The organism is Micromonospora sp. C28ISP2-4 (assembly GCF_030519385.1).
Lineage (GTDB): Bacteria > Actinomycetota > Actinomycetes > Mycobacteriales > Micromonosporaceae > Micromonospora > Micromonospora tulbaghiae.
This window is the reverse complement of record NZ_JAUMKG010000001.1, coordinates 552,642-576,386: the sequence shown is the minus strand read 5'-3', so window position 1 is coordinate 576,386 and position 23,745 is coordinate 552,642. Positions and strand designations below refer to the sequence as shown.

General features: G+C 73.0%; 24 protein-coding genes. 15 read left to right on the top strand and 9 right to left on the bottom strand.

The window, feature by feature from the left end:
* Positions 1 to 47 precede the first annotated feature (47 nt).
* The 3 genes from Q3W68_RS02715 to Q3W68_RS02705 all read left to right on the top strand — a co-directional run bounded on the left by Q3W68_RS02715 (position 48) and on the right by Q3W68_RS02705 (position 2,578).
* Positions 48 to 1,286, top strand: a complete 1,239-nt coding sequence (locus tag Q3W68_RS02715) for a sensor histidine kinase (protein WP_302903931.1) — start codon at positions 48 to 50, stop codon at positions 1,284 to 1,286.
* Positions 1,283 to 1,954: a response regulator transcription factor gene (locus Q3W68_RS02710; RefSeq protein WP_302903930.1), complete on the top strand. Its 672-nt coding sequence runs from the start codon at positions 1,283 to 1,285 to the stop codon at positions 1,952 to 1,954. Before Q3W68_RS02715 ends, Q3W68_RS02710 begins: the two co-directional genes overlap by 4 nt.
* Before the next feature lie 108 nt (positions 1,955 to 2,062).
* Entirely contained in the window at positions 2,063 to 2,578 is a 516-nt protein-coding gene (locus Q3W68_RS02705; protein ID WP_302903929.1) for a hypothetical protein, read from the top strand.
* 181 nt (positions 2,579 to 2,759) lie between these two features.
* On the opposite strand, the gene Q3W68_RS02700 is transcribed toward Q3W68_RS02705, so the two are convergent.
* Positions 2,760 to 3,539, bottom strand: a complete 780-nt coding sequence (locus Q3W68_RS02700; protein ID WP_302903928.1) for a D-Ala-D-Ala carboxypeptidase family metallohydrolase — start codon at positions 3,537 to 3,539, stop codon at positions 2,760 to 2,762.
* A 257-nt stretch (positions 3,540 to 3,796) separates the two neighbouring features.
* Here Q3W68_RS02700 and Q3W68_RS02695 point away from each other — a divergent pair, with 257 nt between their 5' ends.
* Together Q3W68_RS02695 and Q3W68_RS02690 are read left to right on the top strand one after the other, a co-directional pair.
* On the top strand, positions 3,797 to 4,438 hold the full coding sequence (locus Q3W68_RS02695; protein ID WP_091419014.1) for a hypothetical protein: 642 nt from the start codon (positions 3,797 to 3,799) through the stop codon (positions 4,436 to 4,438).
* 32 nt (positions 4,439 to 4,470) lie between these two features.
* Entirely contained in the window at positions 4,471 to 4,935 is a 465-nt protein-coding gene (locus tag Q3W68_RS02690) for a PPOX class F420-dependent oxidoreductase (protein ID WP_302903927.1), read from the top strand.
* 1 nt (position 4,936) lies between these two features.
* Here Q3W68_RS02690 and Q3W68_RS02685 read toward each other — a convergent pair whose 3' ends face one another.
* Both Q3W68_RS02685 and Q3W68_RS02680 read right to left on the bottom strand, forming a co-directional pair.
* On the bottom strand, positions 4,937 to 5,578 hold the full coding sequence (locus Q3W68_RS02685; RefSeq protein ID WP_302903926.1) for an NAD(P)-dependent oxidoreductase: 642 nt from the start codon (positions 5,576 to 5,578) through the stop codon (positions 4,937 to 4,939).
* A 55-nt stretch (positions 5,579 to 5,633) separates the two neighbouring features.
* The gene (locus Q3W68_RS02680; protein WP_302903925.1) at positions 5,634 to 6,866 is read right to left on the bottom strand and encodes a serine hydrolase; all 1,233 of its coding nucleotides are present in this window, start codon (positions 6,864 to 6,866) and stop codon (positions 5,634 to 5,636) included.
* A 55-nt stretch (positions 6,867 to 6,921) separates the two neighbouring features.
* Between Q3W68_RS02680 and Q3W68_RS02675 the strand changes: the two genes are divergently transcribed.
* The 4 genes from Q3W68_RS02675 (at position 6,922) to Q3W68_RS02660 (ending at position 9,905) form a co-directional block, all read left to right on the top strand.
* Entirely contained in the window at positions 6,922 to 7,515 is a 594-nt protein-coding gene (locus Q3W68_RS02675; protein ID WP_302903924.1) for a pentapeptide repeat-containing protein, read from the top strand.
* A 152-nt stretch (positions 7,516 to 7,667) separates the two neighbouring features.
* Positions 7,668 to 8,120: a pyridoxamine 5'-phosphate oxidase family protein gene (locus Q3W68_RS02670; RefSeq protein WP_302903923.1), complete on the top strand. Its 453-nt coding sequence runs from the start codon at positions 7,668 to 7,670 to the stop codon at positions 8,118 to 8,120.
* 480 nt (positions 8,121 to 8,600) lie between these two features.
* Complete coding sequence (locus tag Q3W68_RS02665; RefSeq protein ID WP_302903922.1) at positions 8,601 to 9,506, top strand: hypothetical protein; 906 nt, start codon at positions 8,601 to 8,603, stop codon at positions 9,504 to 9,506.
* A gap of 87 nt (positions 9,507 to 9,593) precedes the next feature.
* On the top strand, positions 9,594 to 9,905 hold the full coding sequence (locus tag Q3W68_RS02660) for a hypothetical protein (protein WP_302903921.1): 312 nt from the start codon (positions 9,594 to 9,596) through the stop codon (positions 9,903 to 9,905).
* 21 nt (positions 9,906 to 9,926) lie between these two features.
* Here the strand turns inward: Q3W68_RS02660 and dacB are convergent, their stop codons facing one another.
* On the bottom strand, positions 9,927 to 11,510 hold the full coding sequence (gene dacB, locus Q3W68_RS02655; RefSeq protein WP_302903920.1) for a D-alanyl-D-alanine carboxypeptidase/D-alanyl-D-alanine-endopeptidase: 1,584 nt from the start codon (positions 11,508 to 11,510) through the stop codon (positions 9,927 to 9,929).
* Positions 11,511 to 11,825: 315 nt separating this feature from the next.
* Between dacB and Q3W68_RS02650 the strand changes: the two genes are divergently transcribed.
* Positions 11,826 to 12,107, top strand: a complete 282-nt coding sequence (locus Q3W68_RS02650; protein ID WP_013284340.1) for an iron-sulfur cluster biosynthesis family protein — start codon at positions 11,826 to 11,828, stop codon at positions 12,105 to 12,107.
* Positions 12,108 to 12,109: 2 nt separating this feature from the next.
* Here the strand turns inward: Q3W68_RS02650 and Q3W68_RS02645 are convergent, their stop codons facing one another.
* Entirely contained in the window at positions 12,110 to 13,126 is a 1,017-nt protein-coding gene (locus tag Q3W68_RS02645; RefSeq protein ID WP_302903919.1) for a hypothetical protein, read from the bottom strand.
* A gap of 279 nt (positions 13,127 to 13,405) precedes the next feature.
* Between Q3W68_RS02645 and Q3W68_RS02640 the strand changes: the two genes are divergently transcribed.
* Both Q3W68_RS02640 and Q3W68_RS02635 read left to right on the top strand, forming a co-directional pair.
* Positions 13,406 to 13,810, top strand: a complete 405-nt coding sequence (locus Q3W68_RS02640) for a hypothetical protein (protein WP_302903918.1) — start codon at positions 13,406 to 13,408, stop codon at positions 13,808 to 13,810.
* 251 nt (positions 13,811 to 14,061) lie between these two features.
* Entirely contained in the window at positions 14,062 to 14,454 is a 393-nt protein-coding gene (locus Q3W68_RS02635; RefSeq protein WP_013284343.1) for a cupin domain-containing protein, read from the top strand.
* A 36-nt stretch (positions 14,455 to 14,490) separates the two neighbouring features.
* On the opposite strand, the gene Q3W68_RS02630 is transcribed toward Q3W68_RS02635, so the two are convergent.
* Both Q3W68_RS02630 and Q3W68_RS02625 read right to left on the bottom strand, forming a co-directional pair.
* A complete protein-coding gene (locus Q3W68_RS02630; protein ID WP_302903917.1) occupies positions 14,491 to 15,672 on the bottom strand; it encodes a threonine synthase in 1,182 nt (393 codons plus the stop codon).
* Positions 15,673 to 15,680: 8 nt separating this feature from the next.
* Positions 15,681 to 16,715, bottom strand: a complete 1,035-nt coding sequence (locus tag Q3W68_RS02625) for a DNA polymerase ligase N-terminal domain-containing protein (protein WP_302903916.1) — start codon at positions 16,713 to 16,715, stop codon at positions 15,681 to 15,683.
* A gap of 78 nt (positions 16,716 to 16,793) precedes the next feature.
* Here Q3W68_RS02625 and Q3W68_RS02620 point away from each other — a divergent pair, with 78 nt between their 5' ends.
* Entirely contained in the window at positions 16,794 to 17,576 is a 783-nt protein-coding gene (locus Q3W68_RS02620) for an aldo/keto reductase (RefSeq protein ID WP_302903915.1), read from the top strand.
* 60 nt (positions 17,577 to 17,636) lie between these two features.
* Here the strand turns inward: Q3W68_RS02620 and Q3W68_RS02615 are convergent, their stop codons facing one another.
* On the bottom strand, positions 17,637 to 18,785 hold the full coding sequence (locus Q3W68_RS02615; RefSeq protein ID WP_302903914.1) for a cellulose binding domain-containing protein: 1,149 nt from the start codon (positions 18,783 to 18,785) through the stop codon (positions 17,637 to 17,639).
* A 331-nt stretch (positions 18,786 to 19,116) separates the two neighbouring features.
* Between Q3W68_RS02615 and Q3W68_RS02610 the strand changes: the two genes are divergently transcribed.
* Both Q3W68_RS02610 and ctaD read left to right on the top strand, forming a co-directional pair.
* Complete coding sequence (locus tag Q3W68_RS02610) at positions 19,117 to 20,223, top strand: FAD-dependent monooxygenase (protein WP_302903913.1); 1,107 nt, start codon at positions 19,117 to 19,119, stop codon at positions 20,221 to 20,223.
* A gap of 127 nt (positions 20,224 to 20,350) precedes the next feature.
* Entirely contained in the window at positions 20,351 to 22,108 is a 1,758-nt protein-coding gene (gene ctaD / locus Q3W68_RS02605) for a cytochrome c oxidase subunit I (RefSeq protein WP_302903912.1), read from the top strand.
* Between the two features lie 365 nt (positions 22,109 to 22,473).
* Here the strand turns inward: ctaD and Q3W68_RS02600 are convergent, their stop codons facing one another.
* The gene (locus Q3W68_RS02600) at positions 22,474 to 23,715 is read right to left on the bottom strand and encodes an MFS transporter (protein ID WP_302903911.1); all 1,242 of its coding nucleotides are present in this window, start codon (positions 23,713 to 23,715) and stop codon (positions 22,474 to 22,476) included.
* Positions 23,716 to 23,745 lie beyond the last annotated feature (30 nt).

The window sequence follows — 23,745 nt, the reverse complement described above, 5'->3', positions numbered from 1 at the left end:
ACTTTGGTAGCTGGTAGCCGGTCCGGACGGCTTCCTAGCATGGACGGGTGACCAGCGCCGCCGTACCCGATCATCCCTGGCTCCTGCCGGGCTCCCTGGTGCCCGCCCGGGCCGCCCGGCGGACCCCGCGCGACTGGTTCGTCGACGGCCTGGTCTTCCTGGCCGCGTTGCTGTGGGTGCTGATCGCGCACGCCGACGTCACGAGCGCTACCCCGGAGTTCGGGCTGAACGCCGGGCCCGGCTGGCTGGAGGAGATCGACCTGCTGGTCGGTCTGCTGGCCAGCGGTGCGCTCTGGCTGCGCCGACGCTGGCCGGTCGGGCTGGCGGTGGCCACCGCGCCGCTGGCGCTCTTCTCGGTCACCGCCGGCATCGCGCTGCTGGTCATCGTGTTCACCGTGCTGGTGCACCGGCCGTTGCCGGTGGGCCTGGCCCTGGTGGCCTGGCAACTGCTGTGTCTCCCGCCCTACCTCGCCGTCCGGCCCGACCCGACGATGCCGTTCTGGGCCTCGGTGGTCTGGACCGCGTTGTTCATCGGCGCGGTGGTGGCGTGGGCGCTGTTCGTCCGGGCCCGCCGCCAACTGGTGCTGTCCCTGCGTGACCGCGCCGAACGGGCCGAGGCCGAGCAGCAACTCCGGCTCGACCAGGCCCGGCAGCTCGAACGCGGCCGGATCGCCCGGGAGATGCACGACGTGCTCGCCCACCGGATCTCCCTGCTCAGCCTGCACGCGGGCGCGCTGGAGTTCCGGCCGGACGCGCCGCCGGAGGAGGTGGCGCGGGCGGCCGGGGTGATCCGGGCCAGCGCGCACGCCGCGCTCCAGGACCTGCGCGAGGTGATCGGCGTGCTGCGGACCGAGGTCGGCTCCGAGGCCACGCCGGAACGGCCGCAGCCCACCCTCGCCGACGTGCCGGCGCTCGTCGCCGAGAGCCGCGACGCCGGGGTACGGGTCGGCGTGGTCGACGAGGTGGCCGAGCCGGAGGCGGTGCCCGCGGCGATCGGGCGCAGCGCGTACCGGATCGTGCAGGAGGGGCTGACCAACGCCCGCAAGCACGCACCGGGCGCGGTGGTGACCGTCCGGCTCGCCGGCGGCCCGGGGGACGGGCTGGCGGTGGAGATCCACAACCCGTGGCCGGTGGGCGCGTCGCCCACCGCGATCCCCGGCGCCGGCACCGGGCTGGTCGGGATCGCGGAGCGGGTCACGCTCGCCGGTGGCCGCCTCGAACACGGACGGGACGCCGACGGCGGGTTCCGGCTGACCGCCTGGCTGCCCTGGGCGGCGGCCCGGTGAGCGCACCGGTGCGGGTGCTGATCGTCGACGACGACCCGCTGGTCCGGGGCGCGCTGTCGATGATCCTCGGCGGCGTACCCGACCTGGTCGTGGTCGGCGAGGCCACCGACGGCGCCGAGGTGCCCGAGGCCGTCGCCGCGTACGCCCCGGACGTGGTGCTGATGGACATCCGCATGCCCCGGGTCGACGGGCTGGCCGCCACCGAGGCGCTGCGTGCCACGGCCGACCCGCCCGAGGTGCTGGTGCTCACCACCTTCGACGCCGACGAGCAGGTGCTGCGGGCACTGCGTGCCGGGGCGAGCGGTTTCCTGCTCAAGGACACCCCGCCGGCCGAGATCGTGGCCGCGGTACGCCGGGTCGCGGCGGGGGAGGCGACGCTGTCCCCGGCGGTGACCCGCAAGCTCATCGCGCACGTCACAGGCACCGCCCCGGTGGCCGGCGCGGACCCGAAGCGGGAGCGGGCGGTACGGCTGCTCGACGGGCTCTCCGAGCGGGAACGGGAGGTCGCGGTGCTGCTCGGCCGGGGCCGGACCAACGCGGAGATCTCCGCCGAGCTGTTCATGAGCGTGGCGACGGTGAAGGCGTACGTGTCGCGGCTGCTGACGAAGCTCGACGTGAACAACCGCGTGCAGGTGGCCCTGCTGGTCCAGGACGCCGGTCTGGTCTGACGCTCCGCGTGGCGGGATTGAACTGCTGCCGTCATCCGGCCGTACCAGTGGTCGAGGATGTGGTGCGGCCGTTCCGCCGTACCGCTGCCGAGCTGCGGGAGGCCTGCCGTGCGAGTTGGTGAGCAGTCGACGGATCCCATCGACCAGATCCTGGGCGAGGTGCCGGTACCGGCGCCGTTGACCCCCGAGGACGTCCGCCTCGCGGTCCGGGCGGTGGTGGTGCACGCCGCCGAGGAGTGGCCCGCGGGGCCGAAGTGCCGCAACGACGGGTCGTCGTTCCCCTGCCGGTTGCATCGCTGGGGCCGACGGGTGCTGGAGACACACGGTCTCAACGACCGTCAGATCGACGCGCTGATCCGGCACGGCAACCCGTTCGTGCACGTGCCCTTCCCGTTCGTGCTGACCGGCCCGTCCGGCGCCCGTCCGGCCGGGCAGGTCGCCCGTCCGGGCGGTCAGGTGGCGCGGCCGGGCGTACCCGGTCAGGCCGCCCGCCCCGCCGCCGCGGCCCAGGCGGCGCGCGGTCCGGTCCCGCGGGTCGTCGCGCCGCCGGTGCGGCCCGGCCTGCGTCCCGTCGCCGGGCGGCCGGCTCCCGCCGCCCGGCCCCGCTGGCCCCGGGCGAGCTGACTCCCGCCGCCCGGTTCCGGGCCGACGCCCCCGGGCCCGCCGGCCCGGGTGAGCTGACGTCCGGCGCCCGGTTCCGGTCGTGCCGACGCCCCGTCGCGGAGCGGCGTCGGTCGTGCCGGAGCATGCCGACGGCGGCCCGGCCGGGGAGCCCCCACCCCCGTGCCGGGCCGCCGTCACCGTGTCACTTGACCCCGCAGTCCGGCGCGGACCAGCCCTTCGTGTTCGGCGTCTTGTCCCTGTTGTTCTCCCGCCGCGAGTCCACGTGCGTGTGGTCGTCGTGGTCCGGGTAGCCGGGCCCGTAGATGCCGCTGAAGCCCTGGTCACGGGCGGATCGGGCGACCTCGCAGAGGCTGCGGTGCTTGGCGATCAGGTCGGCCGCGTTGCCGTAGAGGTGCTGGCTGTCCGCGGCGCCGCCGACCTGCCGGTTGCAGGCGATGCTGCGGAACCCGCTGGTCACGTAGAGCGGCTTGTCGCCGAGGCTGCGCCGCAGCGCCTCCAGCTTCCACATGGTGCGCAGCGCGTTCTCCCGGGTGGCCGACGAGGAGAGCGGACCCCCGGCCCACCCGCCCTTGCCGCAGCCGTTGTCCAGCTCGGCGTAGCTGAAGTGCTTCGGCGTGCAGTCGCTGTCCTTCTGCAGGTCGTAGATCTTGGCGAACGTCTGCGGTCCGGCCACGCCGTCGGCGCGCAGCCCGTACGCGGCCTGGAAGCGCTTGACCGCGGCGGCCGTCTCCGGGCCGTACACGCCGTCGACCCGGACGATGCCGCCGTACCCGGCCCAGCCGGCCACCCGGATCTGGAGCTGCCGGACCTCGGCGCCCGAGCTTCCCTGGGACAGCGTCCGCTTCCAGGTGTAGCAGCCGTCGGCGTGCGCCGGTGGCGCGGCCACGACTGTCGCCACGGCGGCCCCGGGCAGGGCCAGCGCGAACGCGACCGCCGCCCGCTTCAGGGTGTTGACGCGCACAGAGTCCTCCCGATGTCAGAGCGGAACTGGGATTGGACGGGCACATCGACCGGTACGTCCCGTCTCTCTCACCGTGACAGGTGAGAGGATTCTTCGTGGTGATTAGCCGAAATTGTTCTCACATCGGGCGGTTGCTGGATATCGGCTGTGAATAGTGCCTGTTTGCGTACGCACCGCCGGGTGTCGCCCGTCGGAGGTGAGCGGTAACGTCTGCTCCCGGACCCGGGCGGCGACCTCGACGGGCGGGGAGGTGGGCGTTGGCGCGTGGCGGCGTGTTCTGCGTCGAGGGGCAGTGGCACCGCGACCTCAACGAACGAGGATCCGTCCTGCCCACGCTCGACCTGCTCGAACGGCTCGGCCGGATCCGCTACATCCACAAGGACGCGGCCACCCGCGACGAGCTGTTCTACTTCGTCGACCGGTGGCTGCTCAAGCAGTACGCGGATCACCGGGTGGGCTTCTTCGCCATGCACGGCGAGCCGAGCCGGCTCTGCCTCACCGACTGGGACTCGGTCGAGCTGTCGGACGTGGCCGAGCGGATGGCCGGCCGCTGTGAGGGCCGCCGCCTCTACTTCGGCAGCTGCTCGGTGCTGCGCGCCTCCGACGCCACGCTGCGCGAGTTCCTCGACGTCACCGGCGCGGCGCTGATCTGCGGCTTCACCCGCGAGGTGGACTGGGTCGAGTCGGCCGCCTTCGAGACGGTGCTGCTCGACGTGCTCGCAAACGGTCAGCGGCACAACGCCGCCGAGGTGCGGATGCGCTCGGCGCACTGGGCGCCGCTCGCCGCGTACCTCGGTTTCCGGGTCATCTACGCCAACGGCCGTGCCTGGCGGCCCTCGGCCCGCCCGCGCGTGCCGGAGCAGGTCACCGCGCAGCGGGCCGCCGGGCGTCCCCGCTGAGATCGACCGGCCGGCCTGGTAGAACCGAGGGCATGGCACGCAGCATCGCGAAGAACACCCGGGTCGACCGGGACGCCCTGATCGAGTTCCTCCGCCCCCGCCACCACGTCGTGCTGATGACCACCCGCTCCGACGGGCGGCCGCAGTCCTCCCCGGTGTCCTGCGGCGTCGACGCCGAGGGCCGCCTGGTGATCTCCACCTATCCCGAACGCGCCAAGGTCGCCAACATCCGCCGCGACCCGCGCGTCTCCGCGTGCGTGCTCTCCGACGACTGGAACGGGCCGTGGGTGCAGGTCGACGGCGTGGCCGAGGTGCTCGACCTGCCGGAGGCGCTGGAGCCGCTCGTCGAGTACTTCCGCAGCATCTCCGGCGAGCACCCGGACTGGGACGAGTACCGGTCGGCGATGGTCGCGCAGGGCAAGTCGCTGATCCGCGTCACGATCGAGTCCTGGGGTCCGATCGCCACCGGCGGGTTCCCGGCACGGCTGGCCGGCTGAATCAGTACGCGACTGTGAAACGGGTGTTGCCGAACCGGGGATTCTCGATCTCGTCGACGATCGCCACCGCCAGGTCCTCGTAGGTGAGCACCGAACGGCCCTGCGCGTCGGTCACCGGATGGTCGGTGCCGGTGCGGTAGTGGCCGGTCCGCTCGCCCGGGTGGAACTCCAGCGGCGGCGGGGAGACATACGTCCAGGTCACCCCGTCGGCGCTGGTGCGGTAGAACTCCAGCGCGTCGGCCTGGCCGTGCGCCGAGTCCCGGTACTCCTCCGGGAAGTCCGGCTCGTCCAGGTAACGAGTGCCCTTCGGTGTGAGCAGCGTCGAGCCGCCGCCGACGTGGATCACGCGGGGCGGGTCCGGCAACTCACGCAGCGTGTCGACCAGCGTCCGCGCGGCGTCGCGCCACAGGTCCCGCTCGCCGCCGCCGATGGCCACCACCAGCACGTCCGCATCCTCGGCCAGTTCGCGTACGCTCCGCGCCGAGGTGGCGTCGCCGGTCACGGTGCGTACGCCGGTTGGGAGGTAGCCGACCGCCTCCGGACGCCGCACCGCCGCTGTCACCCGGTGCCCCCGCTCGACCGCCTCGGCCGCGATCCGCGAGCCCGCCGTCCCGCCGGCGCCGAACACGACGATGTCGCTCATGCCTCACAGGCTAGGCAGCCCACCGGCGGGCGGCGGGAAGTTCCGCCGAACCGGCTCAGTCGACGATCGCCGAGTAGACGAGCTGGCGCAGCTGGCCGCGCAGCGGGTACGTGCTCGACGGCATCAACTGGGTGAACAACAGCGCGGTGACCTCCTCCACCGGGTCCACCCAGAACGCGGTGCTGGCCAGACCGCCCCAGTAGAACTCGCCGACGCTGCTCGGCACGCGCGACGGCACCGGGTCCAGCACCACGGCGAAGCCCAGCCCGAAGCCGATCCCGTCGAGGATCGTCTCGGCGAAGCCCTCCGGCGAGAACGAGGCCAGGTCCCGGTCGCCGGGCAGGTGGTTGCGGGTCATGAAGCGCACCGTGCGGGGGCCGAGCAGGCGCACCCCGTCCAGCTCGCCGCCGCGCAGCAGGAACTGGGTGAAGCGGTGGTAGTCGGCCGCCGTGGAGACCAGACCGCCGCCGCCGGAGTGCCAGGTCGGCTCCGCCAGCGCGGCCCGGCCCACCCCGTCGGCGCGTACCGCCTGGCCGGTGGCCGGGTGCGGGGCGTACAGGGCGGCCAGGCGCTTCGCGTCCGCCGCGTCCACCCACCAGCGGGTGTCGGTCATCCCCAGCGGGCCGAGGATCCGCTCGGCGAAGAACGCGTCCAGCGACTGCCCGGAGATCACCTCGACCAGGCGGCCCAGCACGTCGGTGGAGACGCCGTAGTTCCAGCTCGTGCCGGGCTGGAACAGCAGCGGCAGCCGGGCCAGCCCGGCCGACGCCGCCGCCAGGTCCGCACCCGCCGGCACGCCGAGGTCGAACCCGGCCGCCCGGTACAGGCCGTCGACCACCGAGACCTGGGCGAAGCCGTACGTCAGGCCGGCGGTGTGGGTGAGCAGGTGCCAGATCCGGATCGGCTCGACCGCCGGCACCGTGTACGGCTTGAGCACCGAACCCCGGTCGTAGACGCGGACGTCGGCGAACTCCGGCAGCCAGCGGCTGACCGGGTCGTTCAGCTCGAACCGGCCCTCCTCCCAGAGCATCATCGCCGCGACCGAGGTGATCGGCTTGGTCATCGAGTAGATGCGCCAGAGCGTGTCCGGCTCGACCGGCGTACCGGCCTCCCGGTCGCGCAGCCCGTACGTCGAGGAGTGGGCGACCTCGCCCCGGCGGGTGACGACGATCTGCCAGCCGGCGAGCCGGCCGTCGTCGACGTACCGGGCGAAGTGCTCGTCGATCCGCGCCAGCCGGGCGGGGTCGAAGCCGACACGACCGGGATCGGTGCTCACGGTGACACTCACGACGCGAACCTACCCGCAGGTACCGCGGCCGGGAAGTGTCACTACTGTCGGTGGCATGCCTGAGCCGGTCGAGGACGTCACCTACCGCCAGGAGGACTGGTACGCCGAGGAGCTGGCCGACCGGCACTTCGTGCGATGCGAGTTCTTCCACGTCGACCTGACCGAGGCGGTCAGCCGCGGCGCGGTCTTCACCGACTGCGTGTTCGGCAACGTGGCGTTCAACTCCTCCCGGCACACCGACTCGGCGTTCACCAGGTGCTCGTTCAGCAAGTGCAACCTCTTCGAGGCCGAGTTCACCGGCTGCAAGCTGGTCGGCAGCACGTTCGACCGCTGCGACCTGCGCCCGCTGCGGGTCGACCGGGGCGACTGGTCCTTCGTCACGCTCGCCGGCGCCGACCTGCGCGGGGCGCGGATCACCGACGTACGCATGCGGGAGGTCGACCTGACCGGCGCCGACCTGACCGGCGCGACGCTGACCGGCGTGGACCTCTCCGGCGCCCAGTTGCACGCCGCCAAGCTGATCCGGGCCGACCTGCGCGGCAGCGACCTGTCCGCGCTCGACCCGACGGCGGTGCAGCGTGCCGACGCGCGGATCGACGCCGAGCAGGCGGTGGTGCTGGCCCAGGCGCTCGGTTTCCGGGTCGGCTGAGTCGCCAGGCCTGCCGGATCGCCCGGGCCTGCTGGTCGCCCGGCTCGGTTGGGCTGCCGAGTCGCCGGGTCGGTCGGGGTGCCTGATCGCCGGGTCGGCTCGGCCGGGAAAGATGCCGCGGGTTGTCAGGTTTTCCGGACACACTCGGACGCATGACATGGTGGTCCGACCTGGTGGCGGCCGAGCCCGAGTTCGCGGCGCGGGTGCGCGCCCGCTTCGCGGTCCGCAAACACGGCACGATGGCGACGGTGCGGCGGGACGGCTCGCCGCGGATCAGCGGCACCGAGTTCGACTTCGGCGACGACGGGCAACTGCGGCTGGGCAGCATGGCCGGCGCGGTCAAGGCGCTCGACCTGCGCCGCGATCCCCGGGTGGCGCTGCACAGCCCGACCGAGGACACCCCGGCGGACGACCCGTCCACCTGGGACGGGGACGCGAAGATCGCCGGCCGGGCGCACGAGGAGGCGCCCGCCGAGGACGGCTCGCACCGCTTCCGGATCGAGCTGACCGAGGTGGTGCTCACCCGGGTGGGCGACCCACCCGACCACCTCGTGATCGAGAGCTGGCACCCCACCCGAGGCCGGCAGCGCCGCACCCGCCACTGACCGCACCGCCCGCCTGACCGCCACCCCTTCGGCGGTCCCTCCCGTCCCGGCCCCGACGGCCCCCGAACCGGGTGGGCGCGTCCACCGCGCCGGGGCTGCGGGAGATCTTGGTAGGAAGTGGCCCCTATGGGGGCGCGTTTCTTCCAAGATCTCTGCCGCTGGGTGACCGATCCGGGTGAGTGGTGGCGATCCCGTCGTCCGGGAGGTCGCCCTTGCCGGGGGCGACCGCTTCTACCAGTACGTCGTCCGCTTCCGGGCGGCCCCGGGGGGCGGCTGCTGATCAGGTGGCACGCCCTGACGGCGACCGGCGGACAGAACGACGGGGTGGCGTTGCAGGCGATCACGGTAAGCTGAGCGGCCGGTCCGGCGAGCGGCCGTCAGGTAACGAACTGGAAACGCCCGTCACTCGACATATGGCGCAAAGAGCCGTCCGGTGACACCGTGAAGCCCGTCGCGCTCCGGTCGTCTTCCGGCGGTGTCGTGACCGAAGTGGAGGGTGTGGTGGGCCAGGAGGACCGTCCGCGTACCGGCCCCGGCTCGCACCGACACGGCCTTCCGCGTACCCGGTCCGCGCTGCGTCGACTGCGCCGCCGTCGTCGGCTGATGCTGGAAGGGCTGGCCGCGATCCTCTGTCTGGCGGCGCTGGCGGTCTACCTCGGCGTCGAACGGCACGACACGCCGCGCGAGGAGCACGCCGGCGTGCCGGTGGCGCCACCCGGCCGGGTCGGGCTGCCGAACGAGACCGACGACACGGTGGTCAACCCGGGGCTGCGTCCCCGGCAGCGGCCACCGTCACCGAGCCCGACGCCGTCCACGCCGTCGCCGTCGCCGACACCCGCGCTGCCACCGACCGTCACGGTGGCCCGCGCCGAGGTGCCCGCCACCGTCGACCTCACCGCCGCCGGCCCCGCCGACTGGGTCCACTGGGGCCTCACCGGCGCCGACCGGACGGTCCGCAAGCGGGGTGGCTCCGGCGAGATCCGCGACGAGGGTGGCCGTGGGCGGCGGGTGAGCTTCGACAACAACCCCGAGGCGTACGCCTGGCGCGACGGCAACCCGGTCGCTTCGTCGAGCGGCACCATGACCGGCGTCTACACCTGCCACCGGGGCAGCGGGTTCAACCTGGCGGTGGCCGCCGACGGGCACCAGCGCACGGTGCGTCTCTACGCCGGGCTCTGGATGGCCCGGGCTCGCCTCGACGTGCGCGTCTCCGGCGGCGGCCCGGTGACCACGCTCCGGATGGAGGACCCGCACACCGCGCTCACCGCCGAGTTCACGGTCAGGTTCCGCGCTCCGCGCGGCGCGAAGCTGCTGCTGAACTGGACCGTGGAGGAGTCGCTCGGCGACTGCGGCAACGTCAGCCTCCAGGCGGTGGCGCTGCGCTGAGCGGGGACAGTTTGTCCGTCGCGTACCGGGCCGGCCGTCGTACGTTTCGGTTGTCCCGTCCGACCATCCTCTGTGGAGGCCCGAGCGATGACCGGCCCTGCCCCCGTCGCCCCCGCCCGCCCGCGTGCCGACTGCGACGTGCTGCGCGAGATCCCGATGCCGCCGTACGTGACGGTCGAGGACGTCCAGTTCGCGGTGCGGGCGGTGGTGGTGCACGCGCCGCGGGCCTGGTCGGGCGGGACCATCTGCCGCAACGACGCCAGCCCGCACCCGTGCCGCCTGCACGTGTGGGGCCGCCGCGTGCTCACACTGCGCGGACTGCCGTCGGCCGAGATCGACGCGCTCGTCGAGCGCGGCGACCCGGCTGCCGACCCGCGTCCGTACCGCCCCGGCGCCTGAGCACCGGGGCGGCCGGGCCGGTCAGCAGAGCGCGGGCTTCACCCAGGAGCACTCCCGCCCCTCCGGTACGCGTGGCGACTCGGGTGCGGCGGGCACTGTGCGCCGGGCGGTCGCCGTCTCCTTCTCGGTGTACGAGGCCAGCGCGATCGCTATCTGGTCCTCCAGCCCCTTCACCGACGAGGTGAGGTAGTTGTTCAGCACTATCGAGAAGGCGAGCAGCCGCCCGTCGGCGTCGGTGACGTAGCCGGAGAGCGCCGACGCGCCGGTCAGGCTGCCGGTCTTCGCGTGCACGTTGTTCGCGGCGGCGGTGCCGCCCATCCGGCTGCGCAGCGTCCCGCCGACGAAGCGGTCCGGGTTGCCGGCCACCGGCAGCGCGGCGTACCAGGTGTCGAACCAGGGTTCGGCGCGGACCGCCGAGAGCAGCGTGACGAACTGGGCCGGCGGGACCAGGTTGCGCCGGGACAGGCCGGACCCGTCGCGCTGGCGCAGCGTGCCGGTGTCCACTCCGGCGTCGCCCACGTACCCGCTGATCGCTGACAGCCCGGCGGCCCAGGTGCCGGATCCGGACAGCTGCCGGCCCAGTTCCTTCGTCAGCACCTCGGCGTGACCGTTGTTGGAGAGCTTGAGGAACGGCACCATCAGGTCGGCCAGCGGCATCGAGTCGTGCCGGGCGAGCGGCTTGGCGGTGTCCGGGGTGGCGGTGCCGAGCACGGTCCGGCCGAGCACCCGTACGCCGTGCCGGCGCAGCGCGGAGCGGAACACGTCGGCGGCGTACCCGGTCGGTTCCCAGACCGTCACCCAGTCGCTCTCGGCGGCCTGGCCGACCGCGATCTGGCCGGTCACCACCACCGTGTTGCCGCCGTGCTCACGTTCGAAGGAGATGGTGGTCTCGCCGTCGGCGACCGTCTCGGCCCGGTTGTCGATCCGCAGCCAGCCGTTGTCGGGGGTCATGGTGATCTTCGGCCGGGCGCCGGCCCGGGCGCCCGGGGTGGCGTGCACGATCACGGTGCCGGCGTCGTAGTCGGTGTCCGGGGCCACTGTCAGCGCCGACACCTGGGCGGCGTAGTAGTAGGGCTCGTCGTCCCAGGTCCAGTCCGGACCGAGCCGGCCCTTGTCGTACCGGGTGTCGTCGGCGACCAGGTCGCCCGCGACCACGCGTACGCCCGCCGCGGCGACCTGCTGCGCGAGCCGGTCGTAGTCGGCGGCGAGGATCGTGGGGTCGCCGCCGCCGCGCAGGTAGAGGTCGCCGCGGAGCATCCCGGCGCGGCGCGGCCCGTCGGCACTGACCTCGGTGGCGAACCGGTGGCCGGGGCCGAGGAGTTCCATCGCCGCCGCGGAGGTGAGCAGCTTGGTGTTGGAGGCGGGGATGAGCCGCCGGGTGCCGTTGCGGTCGTAGAGCGTGCGGCCGGTGGCGGTGTCGACGACCACCACGCCCGCCTGCGCCCCGTCGAGCCGGCTGTCGGCGAGGACGGCGTCGATTGTGGCGTTCAGCCGGGTCTGCGCGGGGGTGGGCGCTTCAGCGGTGGCGGTGGTGGTGCCGGCGGCGGCCGCGGTGGCGACCAGCGCCAGCACCGCGAGCGCCCGGGGAAATAGGCGACGATGCATGGGAAAGATGCTGCCACGGAGATTTCCTGCGGAAAAGACTCCGGTGCGAAAGGTTATTTGCGGTGCCGGCGCGAGCGCCGCAAACCGTGGGTGTTCCCGCTTCGGGCCGGGGAAAACTCCTGCTCACCGAGGAGTGGCCGATCATCGGGTTCCGTTTGACGGATGACCGGGCAGCGGGCACGGTGGGGGTGAGGGCCGGGAACGGCCCTGCTTCCAGCGCGGCGAGATCGTGTCTCGCCCGCTTCCGGGTCGCGAGCCGACCGCGTGGGCCGTGTCGCCCGCGAAACCCGACACCCAGCCATGAGGAGTTCAGCCATGCTGACCATGACCGACAACGCCGTCCTGGTGATCCGTGACCTCGCCGCCCAGCAGGACGTCGCCGACGCCGGTGGCCTGCGCATCGCCGCCGACACCGACGCCGGTTCGCTCTCGATCGAGCTGGTGCCCCAGCCGGTGCAGGGCGACCAGGTGGTGGACACCGAGGGCGCGCGCATCTTCCTCGACTCGGACGCGGCCGAGCTGCTCAACGACACGTCGGTGGACGCGATGGTCGACGAGGAGGGCGTGGTCCAGTTCGGCTTCACCGAGAAGGAGTGAGCTCAGCCGGCGCGCTGGTCCGGTTCCGGCCGGACCAGCGCGGCCAGCACGTGCGCCAGATGGTGCGACGTGCTCCACGCGATCCAGTTGGCCGGTGAGCCCGCGCCGGCGCCCCGCCGGGCCCGCCGGACGATCTCGTGGTCGCCCCAGGAGAAGCCCGCCCCGGCCGGCGACCAGTGCGGCGCGGCAGTGAGCGTGCGGCACAGGTCCGCGAAGCGTTCGTCGCCCCGCCCGCCCCGCCGCGACCAGCGGTAGACCCACCACGCGTCGTCGGCGGCCCAGCGCAGCGTCGGTGTCCGGTCGCCCGGCTCGTCCGCGTCCCGCACCGCGCAGCCCACGCCGTAGTCGCCGTACCCGAGGCGCAGGTCGGCCAGACGTCGCCAGAGCGACCAGTCGTAGCGGTCAACGCGGACCGGTTCGTCCACCGGAAGCCGGGACAGGGCCGGCGGCATCCCACCGGCGGCCATCGTCACCGAACGCCAGGCGTGCCGCCGGGCCCACTGCGCCGCACGCCGGACCCGCGGCTCGGCCAGCCGGACGTCGGCCCGGCAGCACACGTCGCCGGCATCGAGCAGCAGGTCGCACTGCTCGGGCAGCAGACCCGTGACCCGCCACACCCGTTCCGCCGCCGCGGTGGCCGCGTCCGGCCCGGCCCGGTCCGGGCCGAGGCGCAACCGGACGACAGCGTGGTGCGCCCAGGCCCGGGCCGCCGCCCCGTGCGCGGCCAGCCGCCGGTCGCTGTCCGCGAGACCGATCACCGGCACCAGCGGTACGCCCCAGCGGACCGGGTCGTGTTCGGTGGCGTCGGGCAGGGCCGACACGTCGACGGCGGGCACCAGCCCGGCCGGCAGGCGCCTCAGGCCGTCCACGATGGACTGCGCGTCGGCCGGGACGTCGAGGATCGGTGCGAGCAGCGCGGCCGAGGCGCTGTCGAGCCGGGCCAGCGCCTCCAGTTCCCCGCGTCGTGCGGCCAGCACCGGGCGGTAGACCGTCGGTCGACCCCGGAGCGACTGCACCATACTTCAATGTAGCCAGATGATTGCGGTGCGTCATGGTTTCCGGTCGGCTCCGGTGTGACCAGTGGTGCCGGTGCGGCCGGGGGAGTCGGCGGCGAATCGATGATCCGATCCGCGTTTTCGCAGCTCAGAGCCGTCCACTGTCCTTGATCGGACAGCTCTTCCTGTGGTTGCCGGGCGGTTCGCCGACATAGCGTCGGAATCATCGAGGGTGATCGCCGACGATCGCCCGGAAGCGTTCGAACGCCTCCGGCCGGCGTACCGGCGGGAGAGAGGATCACCATGCCCAGCCGTAGAGCAAGGAGGGAGACCACCGGCCAGCCGATCCCGAGCATGCGGGATGCCGCGCGAGCCGACACCGAGATCAACCCGTGTTCGCCGGTCGGGCTGCCGGCCACCGCGCGGATGCTGTTCGCCGTGGTCGACGCCAACGGAAGGCTCGTCCGCGGCCTCGGCGCCACCTCGGCCACCCGGCTCGCCGCCGGGATGTACCAGGTCGCGTTCGACCAGGACGTGGCCGCAGCGGCGTACGTCGGGACGGTCGGCCCCGCGACGGCCGACGGGCTGGTCCCGCAGGGTGTCATCACTGTGGCGCCACGCTCGGGGATCGCCAACGCGGTGTTCGTCGAGACGCACGGCACGAGCGGGCACGCGGACCGCCCGTTCCACCTGGCCGTGCTGGCCTGACCGGACGCGCAGGCGAGCGCACGGCGCCGCACGACCTCCGGTCGTAACGTCGCCGCGCTCCGGCCGTCTCCCGCCACCGCAGCCGTGCAGGCGGTACGCCGGCGGGGACTTGGCTCGACCGGCCCAGCCCGCACCGGTCTTGTGGGCAAGCACATGCCCCTTCCGTGGGGATCCAAACCGGATCGGCGTGGGGAATTCCACCATCTGCGACTCCCGGCGTGGCGGGCGCGTGATCGGGGTATGAGCGGGCCATGGAGCATTTCACGATCGCGACAGTCGCCGAGAAGAGTCCCGACTTCCGCCGCGTGCTCTGGACCGGGGAGCACACCCAGCTGGTCATCATGACCATTCCGCCGGGCGGCGAGATCGGCGAGGAGGTCCACGAGGGCATCGACCAGATCCTCACGTTCGTCAGCGGCACCGGCGAGGCGCGGGTGGCCGGGGAGAAGAAGGAGGTCGTCTCCGGCGACCTGGTGGTCGTGCCGGCCGGCACGAAGCACAACTTCGTCAACACCGGGCCGAACCCGCTGGTGCTGTACACGGTCTACGGCCCGCCGGAGCACGCCGACGGCGCGGTGCACAAGACGAAGGAGGAGGCGGACGCCGCCGAGGAGGCGGGCGAGGACGAGCCGCCCACCTCCTGACCGCAGGTCTCCAGCGGGGCGCCGCGACCTCGCCTGTCACATGGGCGCCCCGCTGTGCACCAGGCCCGGATACTTGACGCCGGCGCCGGTGTTGAGTACCACCACGCGCTCACCGGGCCGGATCCACCCGCCCGCGCGCAGGTGCCGGGCGGCGGTCAGGCAGGCCGCGCCCTCCGGGCACAGCAACAGCCCCTCCCGGGCGGCGAAGTCGCGCAGGTCGGTGAGGATCTCGGCGTCGTCCACGGCGACCGCGGTGCCGGCGCTGTCCCGCAGCGCGGACAGGATCAACTCGTCGCCGAGCGGGGCGGGCACTGTGATGCCGAACGCGACGGTCCGAGCGTCCTCCCACGGAGTGGCGCGGTCCTCGCCCGCTGCGAACGCCCGCACGATCGGCGCGCACCCGGTGGACTGCACGGCGACCAGCCGGGGCAGCCGGTCCTCCACCCAGCCCAGCTCGCGCAGCTCGTGCAACGCCTTGTGGATGCCGATCAGCCCGACGCCCCCGCCGGTGGGATAGACGATCACGTCGGGCACCTGCCAGCCGAGCTGCTCGACGATCTCGTACCCCATGGTCTTCTTGCCCTCCAGGCGGTACGGCTCGCGCAGCGTGCCGGCGTCGAAGATCCCTCCGTCGGGCGCGGCGATCAGCTCGGCGATGTCCCGGCCCGCGTCGTTGATCAGGCCGTCGATCAGCCGCAGGTCGGCGCCGGCGGCCAGGCACTCCTCGCGGCAGATCGTCGGCGCGGCCAGCGGCATGGCGATCGTCGCGCCCATCCCGGCCCGCGCCGCGTACGTGGCCCAGGCCGCGCCGGCGTTGCCGTTCGTGGGCATGGCGATCCGCTTCACGCCCAGCTCCCGGGCCCGGCTCACGCCCACCGACGCCCCGCGCGCCTTGAACGACCCGGTCGGGGTCAGCCCCTCGTCCTTGACGATCAGGTCCGCGATGCCGATCTCGTGCCCGTACGCGGGCGCGCGCCACATCGGCGTCCAGCCCTCGCCCAGCGTGGTGACGAACCGGGGATCGGCCAGCGGCAGCAGCTCCCGGTAGCGCCACAGGTCGGCCGGGCGCAGCCCGAACTGCTCCGGGGCGACTGTGTCGGCCACCGCGGCGAGGTCGTAGCGGGCCAGCAGCGGGGAGCCGCAGCCGCACAGGTTCTGCAACACGTCGGCCGGGTGTTCACGGCCGCAGCGCGGGCACTCCAGGTGCGTCAGGTGCACGGTGGTCCTCAGCTCGCGTCGATGCTCAGCCAGTGCCGGCTGCGCCGGCCCGGCTCGTACGGGGAGTCGAGGCGTTTCGCCACCACTCCCGGGAGCCCCTGCTCACGGGCGGCCCGTAGGGCGTCCGCGCCGACTCCCGGGAACCACGGCGGAGTCTGCCAGTGCGGACCGGTGAGCGCCAGACCGTCGAGCAGGCCACGGCGTTGCGCGTACGGGACGTCGAGGCTGGACACGCCCTCCAGCCAGAGCAGGTCGACGGCGAGGAACTGACCGTCGCGCCGGGTCGGCGGGCGGACCCGACCGGCCGGGTCGATCCGTACCAGCACGCCGTCGAGCACCGCCTCGGCCGGGGCCAGCGCCTCGGCCATCGCCCGCGCCCACTGGTACTCCCCGGTGATCTCCGCGTCGTCGCCGTCGAGCAGCCGCAGCCGGCCGCCCGATACGTACGCCATCGCGCGCACGCCCGCCCAGCGCAGCTCGTACCCCCAGGCGGCGGCGTCGCGCGGCAGCCGCCCGCCCTCGGCCGGCCGCATCGGGCGGACCAGCTCGGGCATCGGAGTCCAGCCCTCCGGCGCCGGGTCGGTGCGCCTGATCATCCAGTCCCGGCCCCGGCCGCCGGTGGCGAACAGGACATACCGGCCCTTCGTGCGCTCGCCGTCGAGCACCACGATCACCTCGTCGTCGCGCCACTTCTCCGCCCGGTAGGTGCCGGTGTCGTGCACGATCATCCGCCCACCGCCGTACTCCCCGGCGGGGATCTCCCCGTGGAACGTCAGGTACTCCATCGGGTGGTCCTCGGTGTGCACGGCCAGGTGGTTGCGGCCCGGGTCGCGCGGCAGGCCGCGCGGCACCGCCCAGGAGGCCAGCACGCCGTCGTGCTCCAGCCGCAGGTCCCAGTGCAGGCTCCGGGCGTGGTGCTGCTGGATGACGAACCGGGGCGCGCGCCGCGCGGACCGCTTCCGCCCGGCAGCCCGCTCGGGCACCGGTTCCGGGGTACGCGCGGCGTCCCGCTTCCGCCGGTACTCCTCCAGCCGGTCCGCCATTCCCGCATCCTCCCCCAGACCCGCCGTGCGCGCCGGGATGCCGGTGTGTGTGCGACGAACCGGGGTAGAACGGGGAACATGGACAGCGACCAGCCCACCCTCCCGCTCACCGGCGACGTCCGGATCCCGCTGCTCGGCTTCGGCACGTGGCAGGCCACCGGCGAGGCCGGGTACCAGGCGGTGCTCGCCGCGCTCGACGCCGGCTACCGGCACATCGACACGGCCACCATGTACGGCAACGAGAAGGAGGTCGGGCGGGCGATCAAGGAGAGCGGGCTGCGCCGCGAGGACCTCTTCATCACCACCAAACTGCCGCCGGACCGGGTCGGCCGGGAGCGGGAGACCATCGAGGCCAGCCTGGCCGCCCTGGACACCGACTACGTCGACCTGTGGCTGGTGCACTGGCCGCCGTCCGCGCCCGGCGACAGCATCCCGGTGTGGCGGGAGATGCTCGCCGCGCGGGACGAGAACCTGGCGCGCGCGGTCGGGGTGAGCAACTACTCGATCAGTCAGATCGACGAGCTGATCCAGGCCACCGAGGAGACGCCCGCTCTCAACCAGATCCGCTGGAGCCCGTCGCTGTACGACAGGCAGACGTACGCCGCCCACCGGGACCGCGGCGTGGCGCTGGAGGGATACAGCCCGTTCAAGACCAGCGACCTGTCCGACCCGGTGCTGGTCCGGATCGCCCAGGCGCACGACGTGTCACCGGCCCAGGTGGTGCTGCGCTGGCACATCGACCACGAGACCGTGGTCATCCCGAAGTCGGTCACGCCGGAGCGGATCCGGGCCAACGCCGACGTGTTCGGGTTCTCGCTCACCGCCGAGGAGATGCGCGACATCGACGCCCTCGCCGGCTGAGGCGTACACGCGGAAGGGGCGCGGTCCGCTGCGGACCGCGCCCCTCGCCGTGTGCGGTGGTCAGCCCCGGGCGCAGGTGGAGCCGTTGAGCGTGAAGCTGCTCGGCGCGGAGTAGCTGCCGTTCAGCGTCGCCTGGTAGCCGAAGCTGGTCGACGCCCCGGGCGCCAGCGTGCCGTTGTAGCCGGCGTTGCGCGCGGTCACCGCCGAGCCGCTCTGGCTCACGGTGGCGTTCCACGCGTTGGTGACGGTCTGCCCGGAGGGCAGGTTGTAGTTGAGCGTCCAGCCGTTGATCGTGCCGGAGCCGGTGTTCTTGACCGTCACGTCGGCGGTGAAGCCGTTGTTCCACACGTTCGCCGCCGTGTAGGTGACGGTGCAGGACGCGCCGCCCGACGGCGGGGGCGTGGTCGGCGCCGACGTGGTCGGCGGGGCGCTCGTGGGCGGCGGGTTCGAGCCGGTGTTGACGCTCTGGGAGAACGAGTTCACCGCCAGCCCGACGCCGCCCTGCCACGGCTCGAAGCCGGCCTGGATGCTGGTCAGGTACCAGTCGTTCGTGATCGCGCCCCGGTTACGGGTGTCGTTGATGAACGCCAGCGCGTCGAAGCTGAAGCTGGGGATGGCCGACGGCGACAGGTACGAGATGACGTTGTTGGAGCCGTTGCTGCCGCGCCAGACCTCCCAGGTGCGGCCCGCGATGCTGGCGGTGCCGACCGGCGAGCCGATGGGCTGGATCGAGCCCTGCCGGTTGAGCCAGATCATGATCTCCATCTGGTTCACGCCGTCGCGCTTGGGCGACGGGTCGAGCCAGATGTCGTACGACGCGTTGAAGATCGCGCCGCTGACGTAGTTGTAGCTGATGCTGGACGGCGCGCTGCTGATGTTCTTCACCTGCACCGGCAGGTTCGTGCCGGGCGAGCAGTTGGTGTAGTGGCAGCCCACGAAGATCGACGGGTACGCGACCGGCGCCCCGTTGGTCGGCGCGGAGCCGTCCGCCCGGGTGATGGAGAAGCCGGTCGAGGTGACGTTGATGCACTGCTGGGCGGTGGTGCCCCAGCGGTTGTTCTGCACCACGTACTTGCCGCCGATCGTGGTCGAGCCGTACTGCTCGCAGATCTGGGTGTCGGCGGAGGCGGTGCCGCCGAGCGCGACGGCGACGAGGGTGCCGGCGGCGAGCAGTCCGGCCGCCGCGAGGGCCCTGAGTGGACGCTTCATGATGCTCCTTGGCTCCGGCGCGGGGACGGCGCCGGTTCGGTCGGTGATACGGGCGGGAGCGCTCCCACGATGCAAGGAACACATTTACATGTCTCGAATCATTGCGCAAATGCGCCGGGCTCGTTAACGCTCCGCGTCCGGCCGGTGGCGCGTGAGGGCGCCGCGAGCGCGCCCTTCCCCCAGATGGAGGCGGGATTCCTGCCGGTGGGACGGGGTGCGCCGCCGACCGGCGGCCCGCGCCGGGGCGCACGGGCACTTCCGCCGCCTGGTTGCGGCGAGTAATGTCTTGCCTCCAACGCGTTCCGATCCCCCTCCGGAGGCGTACCCCGTGATGGGTGGTTCCCCCCTGCGCATCCTCGTCGTCGGCGCGGGCATCGCCGGCCTCGCCGTAGCCCGGGCGCTGCGCCTGGCGGGGTTCCGGCCCGACGTCACCGAGCGGCTGCCACCCACCGAGTCGGTCGACTCGGGCCTCTACCTGCCCGGCAACGCCGCCCGCGCGATGCGCCGGCTCGACCTGGACGGGCCGCTGCGCCCGCTCGGCCAGGTCATCCACCGGCAGCGCTTCCTCGACGCCGCCGGAGCGCCCCTGTGCGAGGTCGACCTCGACGCGCTCTGGACCGGCGTGGGGGAGTGCCGGGCGCTGCCCCGGACCGAACTGCACCGGGTGCTGCTCACCGGCGCCGGCGGCGCGGTGCGCCACGGCGCCGAGGTGAGCACCGTCGACCCGCTGCCCGGCCGGGTCGCCGTCGGCTTCACCGACGGCACCAGCGGCGAGTACGACCTGGTCGTCGGTGCCGACGGGCCCCGCTCGGCGGTACGGACGCTCGCCGCGCTCGGCGGACCGCCACGCCCCGCCGGGCAGGTGGTCTACCGCGCACTGGTGCGCGGCGGCCCCCCGATCGCCGACTGGACCGCCCTGCTCGGCCAGCGGGCCGGGTTCCTGGTGGTGCCGCTCGGCGCCGGACGGCTCTACTGCTACGCCGACGAGGCCGGCACCGACCTCCCCGCCGACCCGCTCGCCCGCCTGCACGAACTGTTCGGCTCCTACGGCGGCCCGGTGCCCGAGGTGCTGGCCGCGCTGGAGACCGTGTCCGTGGAGCGCACCGAGGAGGTCGAGCTGGGGCGCTGGTTCCACGGCCGGGTGCTGCTCGTCGGTGATGCCGCTCACGCCACCGCGCCGACGCTGTCCCAGGGTGCGGCCATGGCGCTGGAGGACGCCGTCGTCCTCGCCGAGTCGCTGCGGGCCGCCGGCAGTGTCGACGCCGCGCTGATCGCGTACGAGAGTCGGCGCCGGCCGCGTACCCGCTGGGTGCGGGACCGGACCCGGGACCGCAACCGCACCCGCGACGTGCCGCCGGCGCTTCGCGACCCGTTGCTGCGCGGACGCGGCGGGCGGATCTTCCGGGAGCACTACCGGCTCCTGACCGGCCCGCTCTGACGGGCGGGAGATCGTAGCCGCCCACCCCACGCGGCGGGGCCACCTACCGGGGACTATCCTCCTTGCGGATGACGGCTGCGCCGATGACCAGCGCGCCGAGCGGGACAACCAGAACCGGAGGCCACTCGTGACCACCGTCGCACCCAAGCCGGTCGTGACCCGGCCCTGGCCGGTCCGCGAGCCGGTCAAGGGGTCGGCCATCGCGCGGCTGCTGCGCACCACGGACGCGAAGCAGATCGGGATCATGTACATGGTCACCGCGTTCGTGTTCTTCATGATCGGTGGCCTGATGGCCCTGATCATGCGCGCCGAACTCGCGCGACCGGGCCTGCAGTTCCTGTCGCCCGAGCAGTACAACCAGCTCTTCACGATGCACGGCACGATCATGCTGCTGTTCTTCGCGACGCCGATCGTGTTCGCCTTCGCGAACTACGTGGTGCCGCTGCAGATCGGCGCGCCGGACGTGTCGTTCCCCCGCCTCAACGCGTTCGCCTACTGGCTGTACCTGTTCGGCGGCACGCTCGCCACCGCGGGCTTCATCGCCCCGGGCGGCGCGGCCGACTTCGGCTGGACCGCGTACACGCCGCTGAGCACCGCCGACCACGCCCCCGGCGTCGGCGCCAACATGTGGGTCGTCGGCCTGGCCATCTCCGGCCTGGGCACGATCCTCGGCGCGGTCAACCTGATCACCACGATCCTGACCCTGCGCGCGCCCGGCATGACCATGTTCCGGATGCCGATCTTCACCTGGAACATGCTGGTCACCAGCCTGTTGGCCATCCTGGTCTTCCCGCTGCTGGCCGCCGCGCTGTTCGCGCTCGCCGCGGACCGCCTGATGGGCGCCCACGTGTACGACCCGGCGACCGGCGGGCCGATGCTGTGGCAGCACCTGTTCTGGTTCTTCGGCCACCCCGAGGTGTACATCATCGCGCTGCCGTTCTTCGGCATCATCAGCGAGATCATCCCGGTCTTCTCCCGGAAGCCGATCTTCGGCTACAAGGGCCTGGTGGCCGCCACCATCGCCATCGCCGCCCTGTCGATGAGCGTCTGGGCGCACCACATGTTCGCCACCGGCCAGGTGCTGCTGCCGTTCTTCAGCTTCCTGAGCTACCTGATCGCCGTGCCCACCGGTATGAAGTTCTTCAACTGGATCGGCACCATGTGGCGGGGCCAGATCACGTTCGAGACGCCGATGCTGTTCTCGATCGGCTTCCTGGTGACCTTCCTCTTCGGTGGTCTCACCGGTGTGCTGCTGGCCAGCCCGCCGCTCGACTTCCACCTGCACGACTCGTACTTCGTGGTGGCGCACTTCCACTACGTGCTCTTCGGCACCATCGTGTTCGCCGTGTTCGCCGGCATCTACTTCTGGTTCCCGAAGATGTTCGGCCGGATGCTCGACGAGCGGCTCGGCAAGATCCACTTCTGGCTGACCATGATCGGCTTCCACACGACGTTCCTGGTGCAGCACTGGCTGGGCAACGAGGGAATGCCGCGCCGGTACGCCGACTACCAGGCCGCCGACGGCTTCACCACGCTGAACACGATCTCCACGATCGGCGCGTTCATCACCGGTATCTCGACGCTGCCGTTCATCTGGAACTGCTGGAAGTCGTACAAGACCGGCCCGGTCGTCGAGGTCGACGACCCGTGGGGCCACGGCAACTCGCTCGAGTGGGCCACCAGCTCCCCGCCGCCGCTGCGCAACTTCGACCGCATGCCGCGCATCCGCTCCGAGCGGCCGGCGTTCGACGCGAAGTTCCCCGAGCTGGCCGCCGGGCAGAGCCTGGCCGGTCCGCCCGAGGGTGGCGCGAAGCCGCTGACCAGCGAGGTCAACGGTGGCGCCAGCTACCAGGAGGACACCGCAGGCAACCTCGACAAGCGCTAGCACCACCGCACCCCACGTCGAGACGGGCGCCGCACCCCTTACCGGGGCGCGGCGCCCGCCCCTTTCCGCCCCCTCTACCCCCTCCCGCCCGTGCTCCCTCTGCGTCGATCATGAAGTTAGCGGCGATCGGCGTCCGCTTTGTCCCCGCTAACTCCATGATCAACCGACCGGCCCGGGCCGGCCCGACCCGGGCCGGGCCAGACGTGCCGGGTGCGTCCAGCGCCGCGCGCTGCGGCCGGTGATCAAGGAGTTTGTGGCAGTTCACCGGGCCGGCGCGGACACAAACTCCTTGATCACCCTCGGAAGCCCCGCCTGTGCCCTGTGCGGCGGACGGTCATCACGACGCGGAGGGCGAGCGCGGAGGGCTACAAGGGGGCGGGGGTCAGGTCGGGCTCGGGGGTGGAGGTGGGGACCGGCGTGCGGCGGTGGCGCAGCTCGATCGGGAGCACCGCGAGCGCCACCAGCGCGCCGATCGCACCGGTGACCACGAAGCCCCACGCGGGCGCTGTCGCGTCGATCACCGCGCCGGCCAGCGGCGCCCCGAGCGCGATGCCCACCGTCACGGCGGAGCCGTGCAGTCCCATGGCCATGCCCCGGACCGAGGGCGGGGCCAGCCGGCTGACCGCGTCGGAGGTGGACGCGAGGGTGGGGGCGCAGAGCGCACCGGCCGGGATCAGCGCGAGGCAGAGCAGCCACCAGTGCGACCCGCCCAGCCCGACCGGGATGGTGGTGAGGCTCAGTACCGCCACCAGCGCCAGCGGGGAGAACGAGCGGCGTACCGCGCCGTACGCGAAGCCACCTGCCAGCGACGCGACCGCCCAGGCGGCCAGCACGGCGCCGGTCCAGCCGACCTCGCCACCGGACCGGAGCACGGCGACCACCGCGACGTCGGTGCCGCCGAGCACCAGCGTGGCGGCGAGACTGACCGCCAGCACGGCGAGCAGGCGCGGGGTGAGCCACTCGCGGCGGTGCACCGGGCGCGGCGGCCCGGCGGGCTCGTCGGCGGCCCGGATCGGCGGGTTGAGCAGCCAGAAGCAGATGCCGGAGGCGACGATCCCGGCGCCGACCGCCCAGAGGGTCAGGCGCGGCGTGACGGCGGTGGCCAGGGCGACGGCGAGCGCCGGGCCGACCATGAACGACAACTCCACCGCCATCGAGTCCAGCGCGTAGGCGGGGCGGCGCTTCTCCACCGGCACGAGCGCGGCGATCGACTGGCGGACCATCGAGAAGATCGGCAGGGCGAGCAGCCCGGCGAGGAACGCGGCGGGGAGCAGCACCGGGTACGGCAGCGTGGGCGCGGCGGACCAGAACAGCGCCTCGGCGACTGTGGTGAGCACCAGCACCGGCCGCAGCCCTCGGCGGTCGATGAGCCGCCCGAGCAGCGGGGCGCCGAGTGCCGCGCCGATCGTGGACGCGGCGCCGACCAGGCCGGCGGCACCGTAGCCGCGGCCCAGGTCGAGCACCACGTAGAAGGTGAGCGTCACCCCGGTGGCGGTCAGCGGCACACGGGCCAGCACCGACACCAGCAGCAACGATCGGAGACCGGGCAGCGCGAGCGCTTCCCGGTAAGGCTTCAGATTCACGACGGACCGTACCTCCGGCGCCATCCTGGGGCCGGGGTACGACACCCGCAACCG

Excerpts from the sequence above, each read along its gene's own strand:
- Q3W68_RS02625 (WP_302903916.1), bottom strand. The coding sequence starts at position 16,715 with ATGGCGGACCGGCTGGAGGAGTACCGGCGGAAGCGGGACGCCGCGCGT.
- Q3W68_RS02660 (WP_302903921.1), top strand. The coding sequence starts at position 9,594 with ATGACCGGCCCTGCCCCCGTCGCCCCCGCCCGCCCGCGTGCCGACTGC.
- Q3W68_RS02650 (WP_013284340.1), top strand. The coding sequence starts at position 11,826 with ATGCTGACCATGACCGACAACGCCGTCCTGGTGATCCGTGACCTCGCC.
- Q3W68_RS02615 (WP_302903914.1), bottom strand. The coding sequence starts at position 18,785 with ATGAAGCGTCCACTCAGGGCCCTCGCGGCGGCCGGACTGCTCGCCGCC.
- Q3W68_RS02685 (WP_302903926.1), bottom strand. The coding sequence starts at position 5,578 with ATGAGCGACATCGTCGTGTTCGGCGCCGGCGGGACGGCGGGCTCGCGG.
- Q3W68_RS02675 (WP_302903924.1), top strand. The coding sequence starts at position 6,922 with ATGCCTGAGCCGGTCGAGGACGTCACCTACCGCCAGGAGGACTGGTAC.
- Q3W68_RS02600 (WP_302903911.1), bottom strand. The coding sequence starts at position 23,715 with ATGGCGCCGGAGGTACGGTCCGTCGTGAATCTGAAGCCTTACCGGGAA.
- Q3W68_RS02670 (WP_302903923.1), top strand. The coding sequence starts at position 7,668 with ATGACATGGTGGTCCGACCTGGTGGCGGCCGAGCCCGAGTTCGCGGCG.
- Q3W68_RS02640 (WP_302903918.1), top strand. The coding sequence starts at position 13,406 with ATGCCCAGCCGTAGAGCAAGGAGGGAGACCACCGGCCAGCCGATCCCG.
- Q3W68_RS02610 (WP_302903913.1), top strand. The coding sequence starts at position 19,117 with ATGGGTGGTTCCCCCCTGCGCATCCTCGTCGTCGGCGCGGGCATCGCC.
- dacB (WP_302903920.1), bottom strand. The coding sequence starts at position 11,510 with ATGCATCGTCGCCTATTTCCCCGGGCGCTCGCGGTGCTGGCGCTGGTC.
- Q3W68_RS02620 (WP_302903915.1), top strand. The coding sequence starts at position 16,794 with ATGGACAGCGACCAGCCCACCCTCCCGCTCACCGGCGACGTCCGGATC.
- Q3W68_RS02690 (WP_302903927.1), top strand. The coding sequence starts at position 4,471 with ATGGCACGCAGCATCGCGAAGAACACCCGGGTCGACCGGGACGCCCTG.
- Q3W68_RS02635 (WP_013284343.1), top strand. The coding sequence starts at position 14,062 with ATGGAGCATTTCACGATCGCGACAGTCGCCGAGAAGAGTCCCGACTTC.
- Q3W68_RS02645 (WP_302903919.1), bottom strand. The coding sequence starts at position 13,126 with ATGGTGCAGTCGCTCCGGGGTCGACCGACGGTCTACCGCCCGGTGCTG.